Genomic DNA, 19,523 nt, shown 5'->3' with positions numbered 1-19,523 from the left:
TCTCAACCTTCTCCGGGAAACGGCGGAGCGATCCCGCAATCCGCTGCGAGCGCGTTCAGGTCCCGGCGGAGCGCGGGGTTCAGTGAAAGCCCGTCGCGTCGGCGTGCGTCGGCCTTCGCGGTCTTGCCGTCACCGGGCAGACGGACGGGGTCGTGGCCCGGCAGGGGACTGGAGGCGCGGAATTCGGCGAACACATGCGCCGCCGCCTCCGCGAACCCGTCCCCCAACCCGAATGCTGCCGGGTCGAGCGCCATGACGAACTGCCCGGTATTCGTTCTGGAGGTCGTGTCGGTGGTGAAATCGACAACGTCCGATCCGAAGGCCGCGCCGTTGAGCACGCCCGCCAAGAGCCCTACGGCGACCGAAAGGCCGTATCCCTTGGGGCCGCCGATGGGAAGCAAGAACCCGTCGCCCCGCCGCTCGGGATCGGTCAGCGGCTGGCCGTCGCGCCCGATCATCCAGCCCTCCGGCATGGGCAGACCCTGCTGGGCGAGCGTCTTGATCTTGCCCATCGCGGCCACGGTCGTGGCCATGTCGAATACGAACGGATCGGGCCCTGCAGTCGGCGCTGCGAACGCGATCGGGTTGGTGCCGAGCAGCAGGTCCGTGCCGCCCCACGGCGGAAGGTGGTTCGCGCTGCCCACGGCGGCGGCCATGCCGAGCAACCCCGCCTCGGCCTGGGGCCGGACATAGAGAGCGAGCGGCCCCGCGTGGTTTCCGGACCTGACGCCGACCCAGCCGATGCCAGCTGCACGCGCCTTGTCGATCGCGAGGTCGCGGGCGGCCGCCATGGCCAGGTGCCCGAGCCCGTTGTCGCCGTCGATCAACGCGGTGGCCGCGGTCTCCTGAACAACGGCGATCCTGGGTGCCGGGTTGCAGCCGCCGCCGGCCAGCCGCGCGAGGTATTGGCGGAGCCGAAAGACGCCATGGGTGCCGTAGCCATAAATGTCGGCCTCGACCATCAGTCCCGCGACCGCCTCGGCGTCCGCCGCGGGTACACCGCGCGTTCCGAGCGCCTGCGCAACGAAACTGCGCAGGCGCTCGGCCTTGATCGGAGCCGTTTCAGGCATCGTATGCGCCTACGCGTTCCTTGTGCCAGAACACGACCTTGCGCTGTGTCCACGTCACCAGCGCATAAAGCGCGAGGCCCACGAGGCTGAGATACAGGATGAGCGAGAAAACCCGCGGCGTGTTGAGTTGCGAGGCCGCGACGCGGATCAACTCGCCGAAGCCGCGCCCGCCGCCGAGGAATTCGCCGGTGATCGCGCCGGCCATGACGCCCACGGCACCGATCTTCAGCCCGGTAAAGATCTGCGGAAGGCCGGTCGGCAGTTTCATCTTTATGAGGGTCTGCATGCGGCTTGCCCCCATGGTCTTGAACAGCATCCGTGCGTTCTCGTCCGCCGAATGCAGGCCCGCGGCCGTGCCCACAACGATGGGAAAGGTGGCGATGAAGGCCGCGAGAGCGACCTTGGATTCGATCCCGAAGCCCAGCCACGCCACGAAGAGTGGCGCGAAGGCGACCTTGGGCATGGTGTCGATTGCCACGAGGTAGGGCATCACGGCCTTTTCGCCGAAGGTCGTTTCGCCCACCAGCACACCGAGCGAGAAGCCGATCGCGATCGCGAGCGCGAAGCCGTAGATCACCTCCTTGATGGTGATCCAGAGCGCCCCGAGCATGTAGCCCCCGGTCAGGAGGTTCTTGCCCACGAAGATCATGTCTTCGAGCGTCTCCAACGGTGTGGGCAGGATGATCGGCGACACCAGGCCCAAACTCGTAACCAGCTGCCATGTGCCGACGAAGACGACAAAGACAAAGCTCATCGCCATCCAGCGCGGTACGGAGTCGATGAAGGCGACTTCCTGAACCCAGACGGTATCCTGGTCCTCGTCCTGGTCCGCGGGCCGGTTCGACTGAACGTCGGTCACATGTTCTCTCCCTTGTCCAGCAGGCCGCGAATGTAGTCGACGATTTCGCCGAATTCCGGCGTCGTCATCATGTGCAGGGTCCTTGGGCGCGGCAGGTCGACCTTTACGATCTCCGCGATCCGGCCGGGCCGGGGCTTCATGACGACGATGTCGTCGGACAGGATCACCGCCTCCTGGATCGAATGCGTCACGAGAAAGGCCGTGGCTTCCTGCTCGCGGCAGATCCGCTGCAGTTCCATGTTCATCATGTCGCGCGACAGCTCGTCGAGCGCGCTGAACGGCTCGTCGAGAAGCAGAACGGCGGGTTCGGTGATCAGCATCCGGCAAATCGACGTGCGCTGCGCCATGCCGCCCGAAAGTTCGTTCGGATAGACGTTCTCGAAACCCTTGAGGCCCACGACGTCCATCAGGTCATGCGCCTTTTCGAGCGCCTTCTTGGCGGCCGCCTTGCCGTCGCGGATCTCGATGGGCAGGACGATGTTTTCCACCGCCGTCTTCCAGGGGAACAGCGTCGCCTGCTGGAACATCATGCCGATGTCCCGGCGCGGCCCGGTCACGGGCCTGCCCTGCAGGACCACACGTCCCCGGGTCGGCGGGATGAGCCCCGCCATGATCTTCAGCAGCGTGGATTTCCCGCAGCCGCTCGAGCCGATGACGGAGGTGAAGCTGCCCTTGCGCAGCGTCAGGCTGACATCCTGCAACGCCACCACGAGATTGCGCGCATAGGTCTTGCTGACGTTGTTCAACTCGTACACCGGCGCGCCAAGAGGCGCGCCGGCATAGTCCATTGTTTGGGCCGCGTTCATCCGCCGATTGCCTCGTTCCAGCCGGCGATGAAATCGTTGGTGAAGGCCGCGTTCAGGTCTTCGAGCGGCGCGGGGATCTCCCCGCCGGCCAAGAGGCTGTCCTGCCATTCCGCCCAGACTTCCGGCGGCATGTAGCCGAGGCCGTTGCTCATGTCCGTCGGGATCGTCTTGGAACGCACCGCGTCGAACAGAGCCGACTGGAATTCGCGGTCCTCGCCCTCCTGGGGGTTGCCTGCCGCGAGGTGGGCCAGCACCGTCTCGCGGTTGGCGTCGTCGAGCGCGAAGGCATGGCCCCGCATGAAGGCGCGGCCGAAACGCTCGACGAGGTCGGGGTCGTTCCGGATGATGTCACCCATGGTGGCGATGCCGTTGCCGAAGAAGCGGGCATATTCCGGCGGCGTGATATCACGCACCGGCATGCCGCGCTGGGTCAGAATGGCGGCGTCCGCGGTCGAGGCGGAATAGGCGTCGATCTCGCCGTTGAGGAAGGCCGCCGTCGCCGGGCCGCCATCGCCCACCGTCAGGAAGGTGTAGTCGGTTCCTTCGGTCATGCCTGCACCGGACATGACGTTGCGGGCGAAGCCCACTTCGGCGCCGTCGGCCGTACCCGTGCCGATCACCTTGCCGCGCAGTCCTTCCGGACCCTGGATGTCCGAGTCTTGCTGCACGACGATCCCGAAGTTGGAGCGTGCGGCGACATTGTAGATGAAGACGGCATCGACCCCGCGCGACCGCGCGGCGATTACCGGGCCGGGACCCGGGCGGCCGAACTGCGCCTGACCGGCCGACAGTGCCTGCAGCACCGCGCCCGAGCCGTTGATCGCCTCGACACGGACGTTCAGGCCCTCTTCCGCGAAGTAGCCCTCGCCGATCGCGACGAACACGGGGAACGAGTTGATCGCCGAGGGGCTCGGCTGCACGAAGGTGATGTCGCGGAGACCCTGTGCGAGGCCCTTGGTCCCCATGAGCCCAACGGCCGGCACCGTCGCCAGCAACGACGCGGTGAATGTTCTTCTGGTAATCATCTTGGTCTCTCCTCCCTGGTTGTGTTGCCCATCAGTCGCCCGGTGGCACGGCGCGGGGGCTCTCAGACGGCGCGCACGGTGTTCCTGAGCGTGCCGATGCCGGAAATTTCGCAAGTCACCTCGTCGCCATCCTTGAGGAAGCGGGGCGGGTCCATCGCATAGCCGACGCCCGAGGGCGTGCCGGTCGCGAGGATGTCGCCCGGCTCCAGCGTGAGGCCTTCGGACAGCGAGGCGATGAGGGTCGGGATGTCGAAGATCATGTCCCGCGTGGTGCCGTTCTGCCGCTGCTCGCCATTCACGGTCAGCCCGATCGACAGGGCATGCGCATCCTCGATTTCGTCGGCGGTGACGATCCAGGGACCGATCGGGCAGGATCCGTCCAGACCCTTGCCCTTGAAATACTGGCCCCCATGCCTTCGCTGGAGGTCACGCGCGGTTATGTCGTTGAGGATCGTATAGCCGAACACATGGTCGAAAGCCTTGGACTTCGGGATGTTGCGGCCTTCCTTGCCGATCACCAGCGCGAGTTCGACCTCGTAGTCGGTCGCGGTGGAGACCTCCGGAAAGATCAGGACGGCGCCGTCGGGCGGAACCACGGATGTGGGCGGCTTCGTGAAGAAGACCGGATATTCGGTGACCCCGACATTCTGCTTCTGCGCACGGTCGCCCTCGGCGATGTGCTCGGCGTAGTTCCGGCCCACGCAGAACACGTTCTTGCGGGGGGCAGGGAGCGGCGCCATGAGGTGCGCGTCCCCTGGCGCCATCGCGTCGGCGTGTCCGCCGGCCTCGGCCTCGGCAACGAGGCCTTTCAGCGTCTCCAGTGCCGCCGGTCCGGCTTCGATCAGATGCTGCAGGGATCCCGCGCGCAGGCTCTCGCCCACCGGTCCCTCGACATCCCGCGCCGCCTTGGCGACGTCCAGCATGGCGCCTGTCTTCAGAACGACGACGCAACGCGCGTCTCCGTCCACGGAAATGGTTGCCAGTCGCACCCGGCGCTCCTCCCTCGCGTGCATACCCGGTGGCGCTTGCGGACCCACCGCCTGCGACTCACCGCGAATTCCCTCTTCCCATCTATCCTTGGTCGCGATACCGCTTCGGGCAATCAACCAATCGACAAATTGGGCGCAACATGAACAGATCTCAGGAGCTCGCACACCGGGTCCGCGACCTGATCGACAACGCGGGCTACCGTCACAACGCCCGCTTGCCGCCGGAACGGGAGCTCTGCGAGATACTGGGGACGACGCGCAACCAGCTGCGCAAGGCATTGGCCGAACTGGAAGCGCAGGGCCGTATCTGGCGGCACGTGGGCCGGGGCACCTTTGTCGGCTCGCGTCCTGTCCTCAACCTGGAGGACGTCGACTATCTGGGTGACATGATAAAGCCGGCACAGGTTGTTGCGGTGCGTTTCACCATCGAGCCTGAACTCTGCAGGCTCGCCGCGAAGCATTGCTCCAAGTCCGACCTCGACCAGATGCAGCTCTGCGCGGCGCGGTGTCGACAGGCCGAGGATTGGCGCGCCTACGAGGCCTGGGACAACAACCTCCACCACGCCATCGCCAGGGCCACCCACAACCGGCTGTTCCTGTATTTCTTCGAGACGCTGAACTCGGTTCGGCGTTCCATCGTCTGGGGACAACCGCGCGCGACGCGCAAACCAAGCGAGAATTACTCCAGCTTCGTTGAGCACGATGCGATCGTTTCATCCATCGCCGCGGGAAATGGGGACGAGGCAGCACGGATGATGTTGAAGCACCTCGAATCCGTCTATTCACGAACCCTGCCCGAGAGTGTCACGCCACCCGCCTGATCGCCTGTGGCCCCTCGACCAATTCCGGAAATGGTTGGTCCGGGTTTCGAAGGATGCTCTTGCAATCCGGGTTTGTCTGTCGTGATCAATCGACGCGGTCGTGAGGGACGGAAGAGGGCCTGGGGCCAGGCCGACCGTGCCCGGTCGTCGCCGACCGGATCCGCGGCCAGCAATGCTTTGGAGGAGAAGAATGCCCGATCACGTCATCCCCGCGCCGCAGGTGCCGACGATTCCGACCGCAGATGGCGGGGCGTTTCCCGTCCGCAGGGTCTACTGCATCGGCCGCAACTTCGCGGCTCATGCCGTCGAGATGGGGCATGATCCCGACAGGGAGCCGCCGTTCTTCTTCCAGAAGAACCCCGACAACCTCGATGCGTCGGGCGAGTTTCCCTACCCGCCGCATTCCTCGGACGTGCATCACGAGGTGGAACTGCTTGTTGCGCTGAAGTCGGGCGGCAAGAACATTGCGCTCGGGGATGCGCTGGACCACGTCTGGGGCTACGGCGTTTGCCTCGACATGACGCGGCGCGATCTGCAGGGCGAGGCCAAGAAGATGGGCCGCCCCTGGGAGATCGGAAAGGCATTCGAGCGCTCGGGTCCTGTCGGTCCCCTGCGGCCCGTTTCCGAGATCGGGCATCCCGATCACGGCCGCATCGCGCTCGTGGTCAATGGCGAGACGCGCCAGGAGGGCGATCTCAACCAGATGATCTGGAAGGTGCCGGAAATGATCTCCTACCTTTCGGAATACTTCGAACTGCAGCCCGGGGACGTCATCATGGCCGGAACGCCTTCGGGTGTGAACGCAGTGGAACGAGGCGACGTGATGGAGGCCACGATCGAGGGCGTTGGCACGCTCAGCATCAAGGTCGTCTGATCCGCAGCCCCGAACTGTTCGGAGGCTGATCGCGGCCGGGGTCCGGACCCACGGGAACGGACGAGCCACGGTCGTCTGTCGATCGATCGCAGCAGTTCATGAAACCAACCGAGCTGCGTAAGGCCAGCCGCCGGTGCAAGTCGGCTGGCGTTTCCGTCTCGCGACCGTTGGACAGGAACCGCAACGGCCGCTGGTTCCCGCGCTCCTGGGGCTTCCCCAACAGGCGCCTCGCCGTCCCGGGGCCGGTTTCTAACGGCCGGTGTTTCCGTCCCTTGCGGCAATCCGCGCCAACACCCCCTCGCGCACGAGGCGGCGCGCCAAAACGGCCTGGCCCGGCTCATCGATCTCGCCGCCAAGTTCTCCGACCACGAACGCGGGCCGCTCCAGCGCATCGCGAAGCGTCGCCTCGGCGATGGCGGGAAAGATGATCTCGGTGTCGTAGACCGACAGAACGACCTCTTCGCCATCCTCGCCGTCACGGGTTGAAAGCGCATAGATCAGGTCTGGTCTGCGCGCGACCTCGGTGCCCGGTTCGATCGCATCCAGGTCGAGCCTCTGGAGGAATTGCCCGGGCACGAGCGGCACGCGACGGCGCCGGAACTCCGCGGCAAACGCGTCCAAAGTCGCGTCGGGGTCGATCGAGGCCGCGGCGTGCATCAACAGGTCGCGGAAGGTCCGGCGCAGGTCGTCGCGCCGGGCATCGTCATTGGCGATGCCCGGCGTAACCGCGTGACGCAACGCGAGATCCTTGTGCGCAAGATCGGCGATCGCATCCATCATCAGGTCGACCCAGCGGGTTGCCAGCAGACCGGTGGTTACGTGCAGAGAGACCTCGTCGGTGGCTATGGCGTCATGCACCACGCCGCGCGGCACATAGGCCATGTCGCCCGCGCGCAGGACGAATTCATCGATCAGTTTGCCGGCCACGAAACCATCGGGCGAAAACGCCTGGGTGCGCAGCGGCAGGTCGAGCGTCGACTCGTAGATTCGCCATGTCTTCGTCCCGTGAGCCTGCAACACGATCACGTCGTGCGAATCGTAGTGAGGCTTGAACCCCTGGGCATTGTCCGGCGTGAGGTAGATATTGGTCTGAAGATCGCAGCTGAACACGGTTTCCAGCGATCTGCAGAACGCGGCCAGTTGCGGGATCCGCCGTTGCAGGCCCGGCAGGATCACGGTCGCCCCCTCGGAGAAGTGCTGAGCCACGCGAACCGGGTCCACATGTCCCGCTTGCACGGTATACTCCTCTGTCGGGATCGCCTTGCCGTTATTGACCATGTTCAGGTCATCCATCGGCAGGATCTGCCGCGTCAGCACGTCGTCGATATCGTTCAGCGAAAGCAGGCCGGAGTAGTACCCGCGATCTTCCCGGCGGATAACCAGGTGCTTCTTCTCGAAGAACTCGGCGAAGAAGGTCTCCGGGGACATCGGCTCGATCGCTCGTGCGAAATCCATCGGTGACCCCGTGCTGCTGATGCCCTTCATCTCCCCGGTCCCCCGTTGCCGTCCGTGCCGCCCGTTCCGGGCCGATGGATACTGCCCGTCCGCTTGCCGATTTGAAGGGAACACGGGCGCCGCTGCAATCTCTTAACGACAGCAGTCCGCCCTGCCGTGCGGGCGTCCACGTCACGATGCAGGTGCGTATGGGGGCCGGATCCCTTCCGCCCGTGAGCTTGGTATACATTGGAATGCTTGACCTGTGGGAGATTGTCACACACAGTCTTCTTCTGGAAAGCGTCATGGAGGCAGGGTCATGACCGACAAGCCGAAAAAGCCGACACTGGCCGAATCCGACATCAAGTCCGCTCGCGGTATCGGGAGGCGTGCGTTCCTTCTCGGAACCCTTGGCGGCACGACGGCCCTTGCGGCCTGTGTGCCGACTGGTGTCACCGATGCCGACACCGGCGCATATGCGGATCCCGTCGGTGCAGGGCGCGGCGGTGGCCGCCCCTATACGGGCGTCACCGACTCCGATGGCGGGGCCTATGCGGACCCGGCAGGCGCCGGTCGCGGAAGGCGCTCGTGCACCGACAGCGACGGGGGCTATTACGCCGACCCGGTCGGACGCGGTCGCCGCTGCTGAGGCGCAGCCGGTATCGGAAGCGGTTTAGCTGCTAGCAATGCCGGACCCGTTGAGCGTGGTGTAAGTATAGCCGTATCGCCGCGTCACCGGCGGAGATGCCGGCCGCCCAGCCGTTTTGCCCTGCACTCCCGGTATGACCGCGCCCGACGTGACCCATCTGAGGCGGTGGGAGCGTGGTGGTTTGATTGCCGAACAGCGGGTCGTCCCGCAAGCGGCGCGTTCAGGCCTCGGATCCCGCCCGGTTGGATGTGATCGACAGGCAGGAACCAGGAGCGCCGTTCACGGCGCCCGTGAACCGAAGCTTTTTCGCGTGTTGGAGGACAAGGCCCTCGACAGGGGCGACGCGCGAGCGCGCCGAAACGAAGGGATCCCGCCGTCCCTTGGCTTTGGTTGAAATGCTCTGCATCCGAGTAATTGATCCGCGATGCGTAGCCCGGATTCACGATTGTTAAAGTGTCTGACCTTGCGCGCCTTCTCCTGCGGCTTGTGGTGCCGAACCTGCACGTCCGCGGGGGCATTCCCGAGGTTTTTCCCCTTGGCCGCCCAACGCCGTCTGACAAGCGAATCCCGTGAACCCTTCCGAAGAAGAGCTTCCGGATGTCATCGGACGTTTTCGGAGAGAAGAATGGTGCCGGTGAAGGGACTCGAACCCCCGACCCACGCATTACGAATGCGTTGCTCTACCAGCTGAGCTACACCGGCGCCGCGCGCGACATACCAAGGGCCGCGGGAAATGGGTAGCCCTTAATTTCGTGCCTCTGCAACGGTCTCCGTGGCGTTGTCCGAAGGCGTGGCTTCTGTCGCTTCCGGCGCCGCGTCGTCGTTGGTTTCTTCCACCGTTTCGGCAACCGTGTCGGCCTCCTCGACCTCGGGGCCGCGATGGTCCTCCAACGCGCCGACGATGAGCGGCAGCATCGAGGCGGGACCGGCAAGCGCGGCCTCCGACTGCGGCGCTTCCTCCCAGGCGAGGGTGTCGAAGCTTTCGCAATTGGCGCAGACGGGGCGCCACTCGGCATGGACATGCCCGCAATTGCCGCAGATCCACTGCGGCCCGCGCGATGCTGTGACGGCGCGGGCGAGCCAGGCGCGCACGATGCGGTCCTCGGCGCCCTGTCCCCGCTCGATCGCGGCCATGATGGTCAGCGAGCGCGCGTTGGGATGGGTCTCGGCAAGATCGCCGAGGGCGCGGCGCGCGGCGGGGAAATCCTCCTTCGCGATCTGCAATTCGGCCTCGAGGAGCTTCGTCTCCGGGTTGCCGGGATGCTTGGCGAGAAGGGGCTGGAACCGCTTCAGCCGGGCCGCCGGCGTCTCGTTCGGTTCGATCTCGGCGAAGGCGGCGGCGAGGTCGGGATGCGGTTCGGTCGTCCAGGCGGCCTTGATGATCTTCGCGGCATTGCGCGGGTTCTTGTCGGCGATCGCCAGCCGCGCGGCCATGACGGCGGCGGGCACCAGTGTCGGCGCAAGGCGGTTTGCCTCGGTCGCATCGCGGGTCGCATCGGCGATCTTGCCCTCTGCCATCGCCGCTCGCGCATGGGCCAGCGCCAGCACGGCATCGCGCCGCTTGTGCAGGTCACGCGGCACGTTCCCGGCCTTGAGCGCCTTGGAGAGCGTCGCCCGCGCCCCCGCCCAGTCCTCGTGTCGTGCCTGAAGCTGCAGAAGCGTCGTCTGGACTTCCTCGTTCTTCGGGCGCAGCGCCAGGGCGCGTTCGGCGAGCTTCATCGCGGTCTCGGTATCCCCCGACTCGAGCTTCTGCTTCATGAGGCCCCGCACGCCAACGAAACGGGTGCGGTTGTCGGTCACCAGCGCCTTGTAGGTCTCGGTCGCCAGCGCACGGTCGCCCGCCATCTCGGCGCCCTGGGCCAGGACGAGCTTGGTCAGTTCGGGCCGCGAGAGGTATTTCTCGGCGCGTTCGGCCTTGCGGATGGCAAGGCGCCCCTCGCCGGCGGCCAGCGCCATCATGCCTTCGGCCAGCGCCTCGAAGCCCTTTCGCTCGGCGCGGCGGTTGAAGTACCGGCTGATCGCCGTCTCGTCGCCGTTGAGGAACCGCAGCGTCGCGACGATCAGGCCCACCGCCTTGAACAGGAGCCACACGCCCAGGAGCAGCACGGTCGCGAGCACGATCGCCATGATGGGCGTAAGCGCGAATTCACGGCCGGCGACGGTCAGAAAGGCCACCTCGTCGAACTCGGACAGGCGGCCGACCCCGAAGGTGAGGCCCGCCACAATGGCGATGAAGATGACGACTTTCAGCAACGACCAGAGCATGCTGCCGATCCCCCTTAATTCGTGCCCGTGAGGGCCTGTGCCACGGCGTCGAGCGCCGCGACCACGGCGCTGCGCGCCTCGGCATCGGCGGTCCAGCCCGCCATTTCGGCCTGCGCGCCCTCGGGAAGGGCCGCAATCTCCGTCAGCGCCGTCTCGAGGTCACCCGAAGAGACCGCCGCCTGGGCGCGGGACAGGACCGCGTCGGGGTCGTCCCCTTCGCGCGGCTCGATGGCGCGTCCGCCGACCTGACCCTGAAGAAAGGCCGCCACGCGATCCATGGCGCCGTCGCCCGCGGCCTCCCTCAGCGCGACGGGCAGGGCTGCGCGCGCCGCGGCAGGGAATGCATCCTGCAGGGCGGCGAGGCTCGGCACACCTGTCTCCGCCGCGGCGGACAGGGCTTCGGGCACATCCGTCAACGCGGTGATCGGTGCGAGGGCCTCGGCGAAGGGCTCACCACGGGCCACGGCAAGCCGCAGTTCCGCCATGGCGGCCTCGGCTTCCGCGGTTGCGGCCGCGGATGCGGCCTCTGCTTCCGCGGCCGCGATGGCTTCTGCGGCCTCGGCTTCGGCGGCGGCCCTCGCGGCCTCCGCTTCGGCCTCTGCGGCGGCCATGGCGGCCTGAGCCTCTGCCTGGGCGGCCTCTGCCTCGGCGGCGATGCGCGCGGCTTCCTCGGCCTGCGCCTGCATCTGTTGCTCCATCGCGGCGATGGCCTCGGCCGCCGCGGCGGCATCGGCGCTCACGTCACCCGAAAAGATCGGCCGTTCCTCAAGCGTCGCAACGCGCCCCACGAGCCCTTCCATCGCGCTGGCCGTCTCGTCGAGACGGGCCCCCAGCGCGGCGATCTGGTCCGTGACGGGCGAAAGGTCGAGTTCCGGAGCCGCAGGCGCCTCGGCCTCGCCGAGTGCGGCGACCTGCGCCTGCAGCGCGGCCAGGACCTCCGATTGCTGGGCGAGCGCCGTTTCGATCTCGGTCATGGCGCCGTCGTCCTGTCCGCCAAGGCCCGGAATGACCTCGTAGACGCTGGCGAAATATCCCAGGCCAGCGGCGACGACACCGCCCAGAACCAGCGGAACGAAACCCGGGCCGCGTTTTTCCACGACGGTGGTGACGGGCGCAGGCTCGGGCCGCCGCTCCGCCTCGGGCTCGGCTGGGCTTGATGCGGTCTCGACTTCGGGGGCGGGGGGCTCGTCGACCGTCTCCGCGTCGATGACATCGGTATCCGCGGCGGCCGCCTCGTCGGTCGCCTCTACGGTTTCGGCATCGGTCGCGGTGTCCGCGTCGGACTGGGCATCCGCCGCGGACTCTTCGGCGGGCGCCTCCTCGGCCGACATCACCTCTTCGGCGTCCGTCGCTTCGGGGTCCCGGCCTTCGGGGGCGTTCTCCGCGTTCGCGGTGTCGTCCACCCCGGTTTGGATGGCCTCCGCGTCATCGCCGGTGGCGGACGCCGCGGCTTCGCTCAGATCGTCCTGCACCGTCTCGTCGGTCTGATCGGTCCCGCCAGTGCGTTTCGAGGATCTTTTCGCCACCGCACCCGTCCTTCCGTCGTTTACAATTCCAACTGTCCATCTAGCCTGACACGTGGTCCGAGTCAGCCTCTTTTCAACGTGTCACGCTGCGCCGAGTCCCGCTAGGTGTAAATCCGTCGCGCGATTTCGGCCACCATGGCGTCCGCGTCGGGCCGCTCCGAGACTGTGGCCGTTTGCCGCCATCCGGAGGGTAGCGCGTCGCGCACCGCGGGGCTCATGGCGACGATCCAGGGACCGTCGACCGCCCCCGGTTCCAGAAGCGGCCTCGCCGCGTCGGCGAAAAGTGCCGCGCTTCTTGGCGAGAAGAGTGGGACGATGACGCGCGGTCGCCGCAGCGCGACGGCGAATTCCGGCCCGGCGGGAATGCGGCGCTGATCGTAGACGGCGTGTCCCTGCACGTCGAGCCCGGCCCCGGTCAGCCGCTCGGCGACATCGCCGCGCTGGTGGACGCCATGGGGATGCAGGATCCGGCCGCCGGGCCGTGCTTGCGCCAGGAACGTGACGAGGTCGGCAGCGGTCTCTCCCGCCATCACCGATGCGAACCCGGCCCGCTTTGCCGCCGCCGCGGTCCTTTCCCCGACGCACCAGGCCGGGACGCCGTTTCCCGGGCCGGCGAAGGCCACGGAATTGGAGGAGGTGAAGATCATGCCCGCGTAGTCCCCGCCCGGTGCGGTTTCGTCCGTCGGCACGATTTCCATCAGGGGGGCGATCACCACCTCGGCCTTCGGCCAGCGCCGCCTGCAGGCCGCCGCGAAACGCTCGGAGGCCGCGCGCGGCCGCGTCAGGAGAAGCGTGGGCTCCGGGGTCCGGTCATTGTCAGCCATCGGGCAGAGTGTTACCTGCGCTGCACCTGCCTGACAACGCGCCCGGATATCCCCCTGACCTTGACCCGTCCCCTTCATATCCTCGGTCTGGAGTCGAGCTGTGACGACACCGCCGCCGCCATCCTGCGCGGCCCGGGAGACAGCGCCGAGATCCTGTCTTCCGTGGTTCGGGGGCAGGCCGACCTTCACGCCGCCTATGGTGGCGTGGTTCCCGAGATCGCCGCGCGGGCCCATGCCGAGCGCCTCGATTTCGCGGTCGAACGCGCGTTGGAGGAGGCGGGCCTCGGTCTCGACCAGATCGATGCCATCGCCGTCACGGCCGGTCCGGGGCTGATCGGGGGCGTTCTGTCCGGCGTGATGACCGCCAAGGGCCTCGCCATGGGGCTTGCAAAGCCGCTTGTCGGCGTGAACCACCTCGCCGGTCACGCATTGACGCCGCGACTGACCGATGGAGCGGCGTTCCCCTACCTCCTTCTCCTCGTGTCGGGCGGTCATTGCCAGCTTCTGCGCGTCGACGGCGCCGAAACCTTCGTGCGTCTCGGCGGGACCATCGATGACGCGCCGGGCGAAGCCTTCGACAAGGTCGCGCGCCTGCTCGGTCTGCCCCAGCCGGGCGGCCCGGCCGTGGAGGCCGCGGCAAGTCAAGGCGATCCGACGCGGTTCGCGCTGCCCCGCCCCCTGCTCGACCGCCCGGGCTGCGACATGTCCTTTTCCGGCCTGAAGACCGCGGTCCTGCGGGTGCGTGACGGGTTGGCGTCCGAGCAAGGCGGCCTGACCGAGGCCGACCGCGCCGATCTCTGCGCCAGCTTTCAGGCCGCTGTGGCGGATGTGCTGGCCGCGAAGACCGCCACCGCGCTCGTGGGGCAGGAGGGGCTGACCGCGCTTGCCGTGGCGGGCGGAGTGGCGGCGAACCGAACGTTGCGCGCGCGGCTGGAGAGCGTCGCGGCGGAAGCCGGTCTGCCGCTTCTCGCGCCGCCGATGGCGCTTTGTACCGACAATGCGGCGATGATCGCCTATGCCGGGCTGCTGGCCTACGAGGCGGGGCGCCGCGATGACATGAGCCTCGCCGCGCGGCCGCGCTGGCCGCTCGATCGCACCGCCGCACCGCTGGTGGGCTTCGGCAAGAAGGGGGCCAAGGCATGACGCGGCTGGCCATCTACGGCGCCGGAGCCTTCGGAACGGCGCTTGCCGTCACCTATGCCCGGGCCGGACACGACGTGACGCTCTGGACGCGCGAAAGGGCCCCGGAGATCGCGACCAGCCGTGAGGCACCCCGCTTGCCGGGCGTCACGCTCCCCGAGGCCGTCGCCGTCACGGACGATCCGGGCATCGCCGCCGATATCGCGCTGCTTGCGGTGCCGACCCAGTCGCTGGGCGATCTTCTCGACCGGTTGCGACCCGATGCTCCGCGCCTCGTCTCCTGCGCCAAGGGCATCGACATGGGCAGCGGGCTCGGCCCCGCGACGCTGGTCTCGCGCGCCTGTCCCGATGCGACGGTTGCGCAACTGACGGGGCCCAGCTTCGCCGTCGACATTGCCGCGGGCCTGCCGACGGCACTGACGCTCGCCTGCGCGGACGACGCCGAGGGCGAGGCGCTGCAGTCCGCGCTGTCGACGCCGTTCCTGCGGCTATACCGGACGACAGACGTCATCGGGGCGGAACTTGGCGGGGCGTTGAAGAACGTGATCGCCATCGCCGCCGGCGCGGTCATCGGTGCGGGTCTCGGCGATTCTGCCCGCGCCGCCCTGATCGCGCGCGGCTTTGCCGAGATGCGCCGCGTCGCGCGGGCCGCCGGCGCGCGGGAGGAGACGTTGACCGGCCTGTCCGGGCTTGGCGATCTCGTGCTGACCTGTGGCTCGGAGAAGTCCCGCAACTTCCGCTATGGGGCCGCCCTCGCCACCGGCGCCGCGATCGATCCCGAAATGACGGTCGAAGGCCTGCACACGGCGCGCGGCATCGCCGCCGACGCCACGCTCGATACGCCGATCGCCGATGCCGTGGCGGCGCTGGCGGACGGACGGCTCGACTTCGCCGCCGTCCTCGATACTCTTCTCGCACGGCCCCTCAAGGCGGAGTGACCCCGATGTCCTACTGGCTCTTCAAGTCCGAACCCTCGACATGGTCATGGGAAAACCAGGTCGCGAAGGGGGCCGAGGGCGAGGAATGGGACGGGGTCCGCAACTACCAGGCGCGGAATTTCATGCGCGAGATGAAGCTCGGAGATCGCGGCTTCTTCTACCATTCGCAGTCCGAGAAGGCCGTTGTGGGCATCGTCGAGGTCATCGCCGAGGCGCATCCTGACAGCACGACGGATGACTCCCGTTGGGAATGCGTGGACATCCGGGCGGTCGAGCCGATGCCGAGGCCCGTGACCCTGGATGCGATCAAGGCGCGGGAAGACCTGGCGGATATGGTGCTGGTGAAGAACTCGCGCCTTTCGGTTCAGCCGGTGACCGAGACCGAGTGGGCCGCGATCTGCGCGATGGGAGGGCTCTGAGCCCCGGAGACCGCCACGAAAATGGAGGGCCCCGACCCCTCGGGACCCTCCATCACCCACACACGCATCCCTTGCTCCCGCGTGTGCCATAATGTCGGGCCCGCCGTACTGGCCGGGCGTCCGGGTCGTGATACCGCCAGCCGCGCTGATGGGCAAAGGAATTGCCCTTGGAATTCTCCTAAAATCCAGACCTTTGACGCGGAAACGAGAACGGCCCGCCGGTTCGGGCGGGCCGCTTGTCCTGTCCGGAAAGCGACGACCTCAGCCGTAGACGCTTTCCTTCCCGAAATGCTTCACGAGCATGTAGTAGACGACGGCGCGGTACTTGTTGCGCTCGGATTTGCCGTAGGTCTCGATCACGCTGCTGATGGCGGCGTCGAGTTCCGGCCCGTCCTTGAGGCCCAGCTTCTTCACCAGGAAATTGGTCTTCACCGTTTCCAGTTCGCCCGGCTGGGTCGCCGCAACCGTCGAAGCGTCGGCGTCGTAGATCGACGGGCCGCAGCCGATGGTCACTTTCGTCAGCAGAGCCATGTCGGGGGTCATCCCGCACTTGCTGCGCAAATCCTCGGCATATTGCGCGATCAGATCGTCCCTTTTGCCCATCGTTCCTTTTTCTCCCATTGTTTTACCGACAGCCCCTTGTGCGTGGCGGTCACGGAAAGGTTAACCGAGCGGGCCGGAAACGCAAAAGGGGAAGATCGGGCGGGCCGGAACCGTGGCTTTTCGAGCGCCGCCGACCGCGCGGGCGAGAGGATGGATACCTCCATTTCTCCCGGGGGGCACAGTGGACGGGGCCGGTTCCCGGCGGGCTGTCGTGGTCCTAGGGCCGCGTCAGCGGGACAACTGCCGTGCTTTCGGCGCTGTCGGGTGACAGTTCCTCGAAGTCGAAATGGTCGAGCCGTTCCGCGCGTTTTCCCGCCCGCGCAGAGGCCGTCAGGAGCCCCGACACGTCTTCGCCCGCCTGCCGCAGATGCGTTTCAAGCTTGCCGGCGCGTTCCTCGATGATCTCCACGTCCCGGTGCAGCATCTTGAGCGCCTTGCGGATCTCGCCCGCCTGTTCGCGCATCCGGGCGTCCTTCATCACCGCCCGCATCGTGTTCAGCGTGGCCATGCAGGTGGTTGGCGACACGATCCAGACCCTCTGGTCGAAGCCGAAGCGCACCACTTCGGGCAGGCGGGCGTGCAGCTCGGCATAAACCGCCTCGGAGGGCAGGAACATCAGGGCACCGTCCGCGGTTTCGCCGTCGATGACATAGCGTTCGGCGATGGCGCGGATATGAACCTTCACCGCGTTGCCCAGATCGCGGAGCGCGCGGACCTGCGCCTCCTGTCCTTGCGCGTTCACCAGTGCCTCGTAGGCCTCGAGCGGGAATTTCGCGTCGATGACGATGGGGCCGGGCGGATTGGGCAGGCGGATCAGGCAATCGGCCCGTTTGCCGTTCGAAAGCGTCGTCTGGAAGGAATAGGCATCCGACGGCAGGGCCTTCGACACGATATCGTTGAGCTGGATTTCCCCGAAGGCGCCGCGCGTCTGCTTGTTCGAAAGGATGTCCTGAAGGCTCAGGACGTCGCCCGAAAGCTTCTCGATCTTGGCCTGGGCGCGGTCGATCTGCTCGAGCTTCTGCTGCAACTCGCCCAGGGAACGGGCGGTGCGCGTCGAGGTGCCGTGCAAGGTCTCGGACATGCCCTTCTGCACCTCTTCCAGGCGCCGCTCCATCGCCTCAAGCATGGAGGCCTGCGCGCGGGCCTGCATGTCGGAGACATGGGAAAGACCGCCCGCCAGCCGCTCCTGTCCCTGGCCGAGCCCCTGCACGACCTGGCCGAGCTGCCCGAGGTGATGCGACAGAGGCTCCATCGCGCGAGCCGAACGGTTGGCGGCACGCAGTGCCGAGATCGACAGGATGACGAGGATCAGCAACGCGACGCCGGCGATGGCGCCGGCCAGGACCGCCGGGTTCGAGAAGTCGAGGACGATATCTCCGATCTGGATCATGTGCGCCCGAAAAGCCTCTCGATATCGCCGAGCTTCAGTTCGACGTAGGTGGGCCGCCCATGGTTGCATTGTCCGGAATGGGGCGTCGCCTCCATCTCGCGGAGAAGGGCGTTCATCTCTTCCGCGCTCATCCGTCGGCCGGAGCGGACGGAACCATGGCAGGCGACGCGCGACAGGATCGCGTCGAGGCGCGATTGCAGCGTGCCGGTTGTGCCGAGGTCGTCGAGTTCGTCGAGAATGTCGCGCAGGATCGCCTCCGCGCTGACGGGGCCGAGGATCGCGGGCGTCTCTCGGACGGCCAGCGTCCCGGCGCCGAAGGGTTCGATCACGAGGCCGAGGGCGGCGAGGTCGTCGGCCATGTCGAGGAGCCGCTCGGCGTCGGAGCCGAGGTTCACGATCTCCGGGATCAGCAGCGCCTGCCGCGCGACGCCGGTCTCGGCCAACTGCCGTTTCAGCCGCTCGTAGACGAGGCGCTCATGGGCGGCGTGCTGATCGACGATGACGACGCCGTCGGTCGTCTGGGCGACGATGTAGTTTTCGTGAAGCTGCGCGCGCGCCGCGCCCAGGGGACGGTCCGGGGCCGCGTCCGCGACAGCCGGCGCGTCCTCGACGCGGGACGAGGGGGCGTCGATCTCGGGCAGGGTCCAGCCGGGGGCGTCCTCGGCGAGGCCCGGCGCTTGCCAGTCGGCCGCGCGGCGGAGGGCCGTGGGGCCGGGACGGTCCATCTGGTAGACACGTGCGCCCGTCTCGGGGCGGAACGCGCCGAGCGCCGCGCCCGCGACCGTGGTGGAGGCGCGGTGCCCCGCCCCTGCCAGCGCGTGGCGCAGCGCCGAGACGATGAGGCCACGCGCGAGGCCGGGCTCGCGGAACCGGACCTCGGACTTCGCGGGATGGACGTTCACATCGACCCGCTCGGGCGGGCAGTCGAGGAACAGCGCGGCGGCGGGATGCCGGTCGCGGCTTAGGAAATCCATATAGGCGGCGCGGAGCGCTCCGATCAGCAGCTTGTCGCGCACCGGGCGGCCGTTCACGAAGAGATGCTGCGCCACAGCCGAGCCGCGCGAATAGGTCGGCAGCGCGGCGTAGCCCGTCAGGCGCAGCCCCTCGCGTTCGGCCTCGATGGGAAGCGCGTTCTCTGCGAAGTCATGGCCGAGAACCGTGGCGAGCCGCGCGCGGAGCGCGTCGAACAGCTCTCCCTGTTCGGCCTCGGCGCGGAAGATCACGCGGTCGTCCTCGGCATCCTTCAGGGTAAAGCCCACGCCCGGCTCAGCCATGGCAAGGCGCTTCACCACGTCGGTGATCGCCTGCATCTCCGCCCGGTCTGAGCGGAGGAACTTCAGCCGCGCGGGCGTGGCGTGGAAGAGGTCGCGCAACTCCACGATGGTGCCCCGGGTAAGGGCGGCGGGCTTCACCGCGCCCATGGTTCCGCCCGATACCTCGACCCGATGTGCGCCGTCGCCCCCCGCCCGGCTCGTGATCGAAAGCCGCCCGACCGCGCCGAGAGAGGGCAACGCCTCGCCCCGGAAACCGAAACTCGTGATGTTGAGCAGGTCGGTGCCGTCGATCTTCGACGTCGCGTGCCGCGAGAGCGCGAGCGGCAAGTCGCCGGGCCCCATGCCGCATCCGTCGTCGGTGACCCGGATCAGCGTCTTGCCGCCCTGTGCCACCTCCACCGTGATCCGCCGTGCACCCGCGTCGAGCGCGTTCTCGACAAGCTCCTTCACGGCGCTCGCGGGCCGTTCCACCACCTCGCCGGCCGCGATACGGTTGATCGCGGCATCGTCGAGTTGCCGGATGACGGGGCGTGTCCCGCCGTCGAATGCGCTTATGTTGGGGTCTCCAAGGGGCATGCCACGATACCTAGCATGCCCCGTGCAGATTCGGAAAGGTC

The 19,523-nt window shown here is 67.5% G+C and carries 18 protein-coding genes and 1 tRNA gene; 6 read left to right on the top strand and 13 right to left on the bottom strand.

All coding sequences use genetic code 11. From position 1 onward, the window contains the following. Positions 1–2: 2 nt before the first annotated feature. The 5 genes from N8I71_RS01910 to N8I71_RS01890 form a co-directional block, all read right to left on the bottom strand. On the bottom strand, positions 3–1,070 hold the full coding sequence (locus tag N8I71_RS01910; protein WP_262876224.1) for an Ldh family oxidoreductase: 1,068 nt from the start codon (positions 1,068–1,070) through the stop codon (positions 3–5). Beyond that, the gene (locus N8I71_RS01905; RefSeq protein WP_262876223.1) at positions 1,063–1,929 is read right to left on the bottom strand and encodes an ABC transporter permease; all 867 of its coding nucleotides are present in this window, start codon (positions 1,927–1,929) and stop codon (positions 1,063–1,065) included. The genes N8I71_RS01910 and N8I71_RS01905 overlap by 8 nt, the downstream gene beginning before the upstream one ends. Then, positions 1,926–2,735: an ABC transporter ATP-binding protein gene (locus tag N8I71_RS01900; protein ID WP_262876222.1), complete on the bottom strand. Its 810-nt coding sequence runs from the start codon at positions 2,733–2,735 to the stop codon at positions 1,926–1,928. The genes N8I71_RS01905 and N8I71_RS01900 overlap by 4 nt, the downstream gene beginning before the upstream one ends. Then, positions 2,732–3,760: an ABC transporter substrate-binding protein gene (locus N8I71_RS01895; protein WP_262876221.1), complete on the bottom strand. Its 1,029-nt coding sequence runs from the start codon at positions 3,758–3,760 to the stop codon at positions 2,732–2,734. Before N8I71_RS01895 ends, N8I71_RS01900 begins: the two co-directional genes overlap by 4 nt. A 62-nt stretch (positions 3,761–3,822) precedes the next feature. Continuing rightward, the gene (locus N8I71_RS01890) at positions 3,823–4,749 is read right to left on the bottom strand and encodes a fumarylacetoacetate hydrolase family protein (RefSeq protein WP_262876220.1); all 927 of its coding nucleotides are present in this window, start codon (positions 4,747–4,749) and stop codon (positions 3,823–3,825) included. A gap of 140 nt (positions 4,750–4,889) precedes the next feature. On the opposite strand from N8I71_RS01890, the gene N8I71_RS01885 reads away from it, so the two are divergent. Next, positions 4,890–5,570 carry a FadR/GntR family transcriptional regulator gene (locus tag N8I71_RS01885; RefSeq protein WP_262876219.1) on the top strand — a complete coding sequence of 227 codons (681 nt, stop codon included), beginning with the start codon at positions 4,890–4,892 and terminating at the stop codon, positions 5,568–5,570. A gap of 190 nt (positions 5,571–5,760) precedes the next feature. After that, on the top strand, positions 5,761–6,444 hold the full coding sequence (locus N8I71_RS01880; protein ID WP_262876218.1) for a fumarylacetoacetate hydrolase family protein: 684 nt from the start codon (positions 5,761–5,763) through the stop codon (positions 6,442–6,444). Positions 6,445–6,693: 249 nt separating this feature from the next. Here the strand turns inward: N8I71_RS01880 and N8I71_RS01875 are convergent, their stop codons facing one another. Next, on the bottom strand, positions 6,694–7,899 hold the full coding sequence (locus N8I71_RS01875) for a cupin domain-containing protein (protein WP_262876217.1): 1,206 nt from the start codon (positions 7,897–7,899) through the stop codon (positions 6,694–6,696). Between the two features lie 298 nt (positions 7,900–8,197). Between N8I71_RS01875 and N8I71_RS01870 the strand changes: the two genes are divergently transcribed. Continuing rightward, on the top strand, positions 8,198–8,527 hold the full coding sequence (locus N8I71_RS01870; RefSeq protein WP_262876216.1) for a hypothetical protein: 330 nt from the start codon (positions 8,198–8,200) through the stop codon (positions 8,525–8,527). Positions 8,528–9,153: 626 nt separating this feature from the next. On the opposite strand, the gene N8I71_RS01865 is transcribed toward N8I71_RS01870, so the two are convergent. The 4 genes from N8I71_RS01865 to N8I71_RS01850 form a co-directional block, all read right to left on the bottom strand. Continuing rightward, a tRNA-Thr gene (locus N8I71_RS01865) sits at positions 9,154–9,229 on the bottom strand. Between the two features lie 42 nt (positions 9,230–9,271). Further along, the gene (locus N8I71_RS01860) at positions 9,272–10,792 is read right to left on the bottom strand and encodes a heme biosynthesis protein HemY (protein ID WP_262876215.1); all 1,521 of its coding nucleotides are present in this window, start codon (positions 10,790–10,792) and stop codon (positions 9,272–9,274) included. Positions 10,793–10,806: 14 nt separating this feature from the next. Beyond that, on the bottom strand, positions 10,807–12,318 hold the full coding sequence (locus N8I71_RS01855; protein ID WP_262876214.1) for a COG4223 family protein: 1,512 nt from the start codon (positions 12,316–12,318) through the stop codon (positions 10,807–10,809). Between the two features lie 101 nt (positions 12,319–12,419). After that, positions 12,420–13,142 carry a uroporphyrinogen-III synthase gene (locus N8I71_RS01850; protein WP_262876213.1) on the bottom strand — a complete coding sequence of 241 codons (723 nt, stop codon included), beginning with the start codon at positions 13,140–13,142 and terminating at the stop codon, positions 12,420–12,422. Positions 13,143–13,202: 60 nt separating this feature from the next. Between N8I71_RS01850 and tsaD the strand changes: the two genes are divergently transcribed. The 3 genes from tsaD to N8I71_RS01835 are packed head-to-tail and all read left to right on the top strand — an operon-like array spanning position 13,203 to position 15,639. Beyond that, a complete protein-coding gene (tsaD, locus tag N8I71_RS01845; RefSeq protein ID WP_262876212.1) occupies positions 13,203–14,285 on the top strand; it encodes a tRNA (adenosine(37)-N6)-threonylcarbamoyltransferase complex transferase subunit TsaD in 1,083 nt (360 codons plus the stop codon). Continuing rightward, on the top strand, positions 14,282–15,220 hold the full coding sequence (locus N8I71_RS01840) for an NAD(P)H-dependent glycerol-3-phosphate dehydrogenase (protein ID WP_262876211.1): 939 nt from the start codon (positions 14,282–14,284) through the stop codon (positions 15,218–15,220). Before tsaD ends, N8I71_RS01840 begins: the two co-directional genes overlap by 4 nt. Positions 15,221–15,225: 5 nt before the next feature. Next, positions 15,226–15,639, top strand: a complete 414-nt coding sequence (locus N8I71_RS01835; protein WP_262876210.1) for an EVE domain-containing protein — start codon at positions 15,226–15,228, stop codon at positions 15,637–15,639. Between the two features lie 261 nt (positions 15,640–15,900). Here the strand turns inward: N8I71_RS01835 and N8I71_RS01830 are convergent, their stop codons facing one another. The 3 genes from N8I71_RS01830 to mutL all read right to left on the bottom strand — a co-directional run bounded on the left by N8I71_RS01830 (position 15,901) and on the right by mutL (position 19,482). Further along, entirely contained in the window at positions 15,901–16,242 is a 342-nt protein-coding gene (locus N8I71_RS01830; protein ID WP_262876209.1) for a DUF2853 family protein, read from the bottom strand. Positions 16,243–16,459: 217 nt separating this feature from the next. Next, positions 16,460–17,632: a DNA recombination protein RmuC gene (locus tag N8I71_RS01825; RefSeq protein WP_262876208.1), complete on the bottom strand. Its 1,173-nt coding sequence runs from the start codon at positions 17,630–17,632 to the stop codon at positions 16,460–16,462. Further along, positions 17,629–19,482, bottom strand: a complete 1,854-nt coding sequence (gene mutL / locus N8I71_RS01820; RefSeq protein WP_262876207.1) for a DNA mismatch repair endonuclease MutL — start codon at positions 19,480–19,482, stop codon at positions 17,629–17,631. The genes N8I71_RS01825 and mutL overlap by 4 nt, the downstream gene beginning before the upstream one ends. Between the last annotated feature and the right edge of the window lie 41 nt (positions 19,483–19,523).

The organism is Roseicyclus sediminis (genome assembly GCF_025515305.1).
GTDB lineage: Bacteria > Pseudomonadota > Alphaproteobacteria > Rhodobacterales > Rhodobacteraceae > Roseibacterium > Roseibacterium sediminis.
Note: the sequence above shows the minus strand (reverse complement) of the source record. Positions and strands in the feature narration are given on the sequence as shown.

Bases quoted from the DNA above. Each gene is read 5' to 3' on its own strand.
- N8I71_RS01880 (WP_262876218.1), top strand. From the start codon at position 5,761: ATGCCCGATCACGTCATCCCCGCGCCGCAGGTGCCGACGATTCCGACC.
- N8I71_RS01860 (WP_262876215.1), bottom strand. From the start codon at position 10,792: ATGCTCTGGTCGTTGCTGAAAGTCGTCATCTTCATCGCCATTGTGGCG.
- N8I71_RS01910 (WP_262876224.1), bottom strand. From the start codon at position 1,070: ATGCCTGAAACGGCTCCGATCAAGGCCGAGCGCCTGCGCAGTTTCGTT.
- N8I71_RS01870 (WP_262876216.1), top strand. From the start codon at position 8,198: ATGACCGACAAGCCGAAAAAGCCGACACTGGCCGAATCCGACATCAAG.
- N8I71_RS01885 (WP_262876219.1), top strand. From the start codon at position 4,890: ATGAACAGATCTCAGGAGCTCGCACACCGGGTCCGCGACCTGATCGAC.
- N8I71_RS01835 (WP_262876210.1), top strand. From the start codon at position 15,226: ATGTCCTACTGGCTCTTCAAGTCCGAACCCTCGACATGGTCATGGGAA.
- mutL (WP_262876207.1), bottom strand. From the start codon at position 19,482: ATGCCCCTTGGAGACCCCAACATAAGCGCATTCGACGGCGGGACACGC.
- N8I71_RS01900 (WP_262876222.1), bottom strand. From the start codon at position 2,735: ATGAACGCGGCCCAAACAATGGACTATGCCGGCGCGCCTCTTGGCGCG.
- N8I71_RS01895 (WP_262876221.1), bottom strand. From the start codon at position 3,760: ATGATTACCAGAAGAACATTCACCGCGTCGTTGCTGGCGACGGTGCCG.
- N8I71_RS01830 (WP_262876209.1), bottom strand. From the start codon at position 16,242: ATGGGCAAAAGGGACGATCTGATCGCGCAATATGCCGAGGATTTGCGC.
- N8I71_RS01875 (WP_262876217.1), bottom strand. From the start codon at position 7,899: ATGGATTTCGCACGAGCGATCGAGCCGATGTCCCCGGAGACCTTCTTC.
- N8I71_RS01825 (WP_262876208.1), bottom strand. From the start codon at position 17,632: ATGATCCAGATCGGAGATATCGTCCTCGACTTCTCGAACCCGGCGGTC.
- N8I71_RS01840 (WP_262876211.1), top strand. From the start codon at position 14,282: ATGACGCGGCTGGCCATCTACGGCGCCGGAGCCTTCGGAACGGCGCTT.
- N8I71_RS01850 (WP_262876213.1), bottom strand. From the start codon at position 13,142: ATGGCTGACAATGACCGGACCCCGGAGCCCACGCTTCTCCTGACGCGG.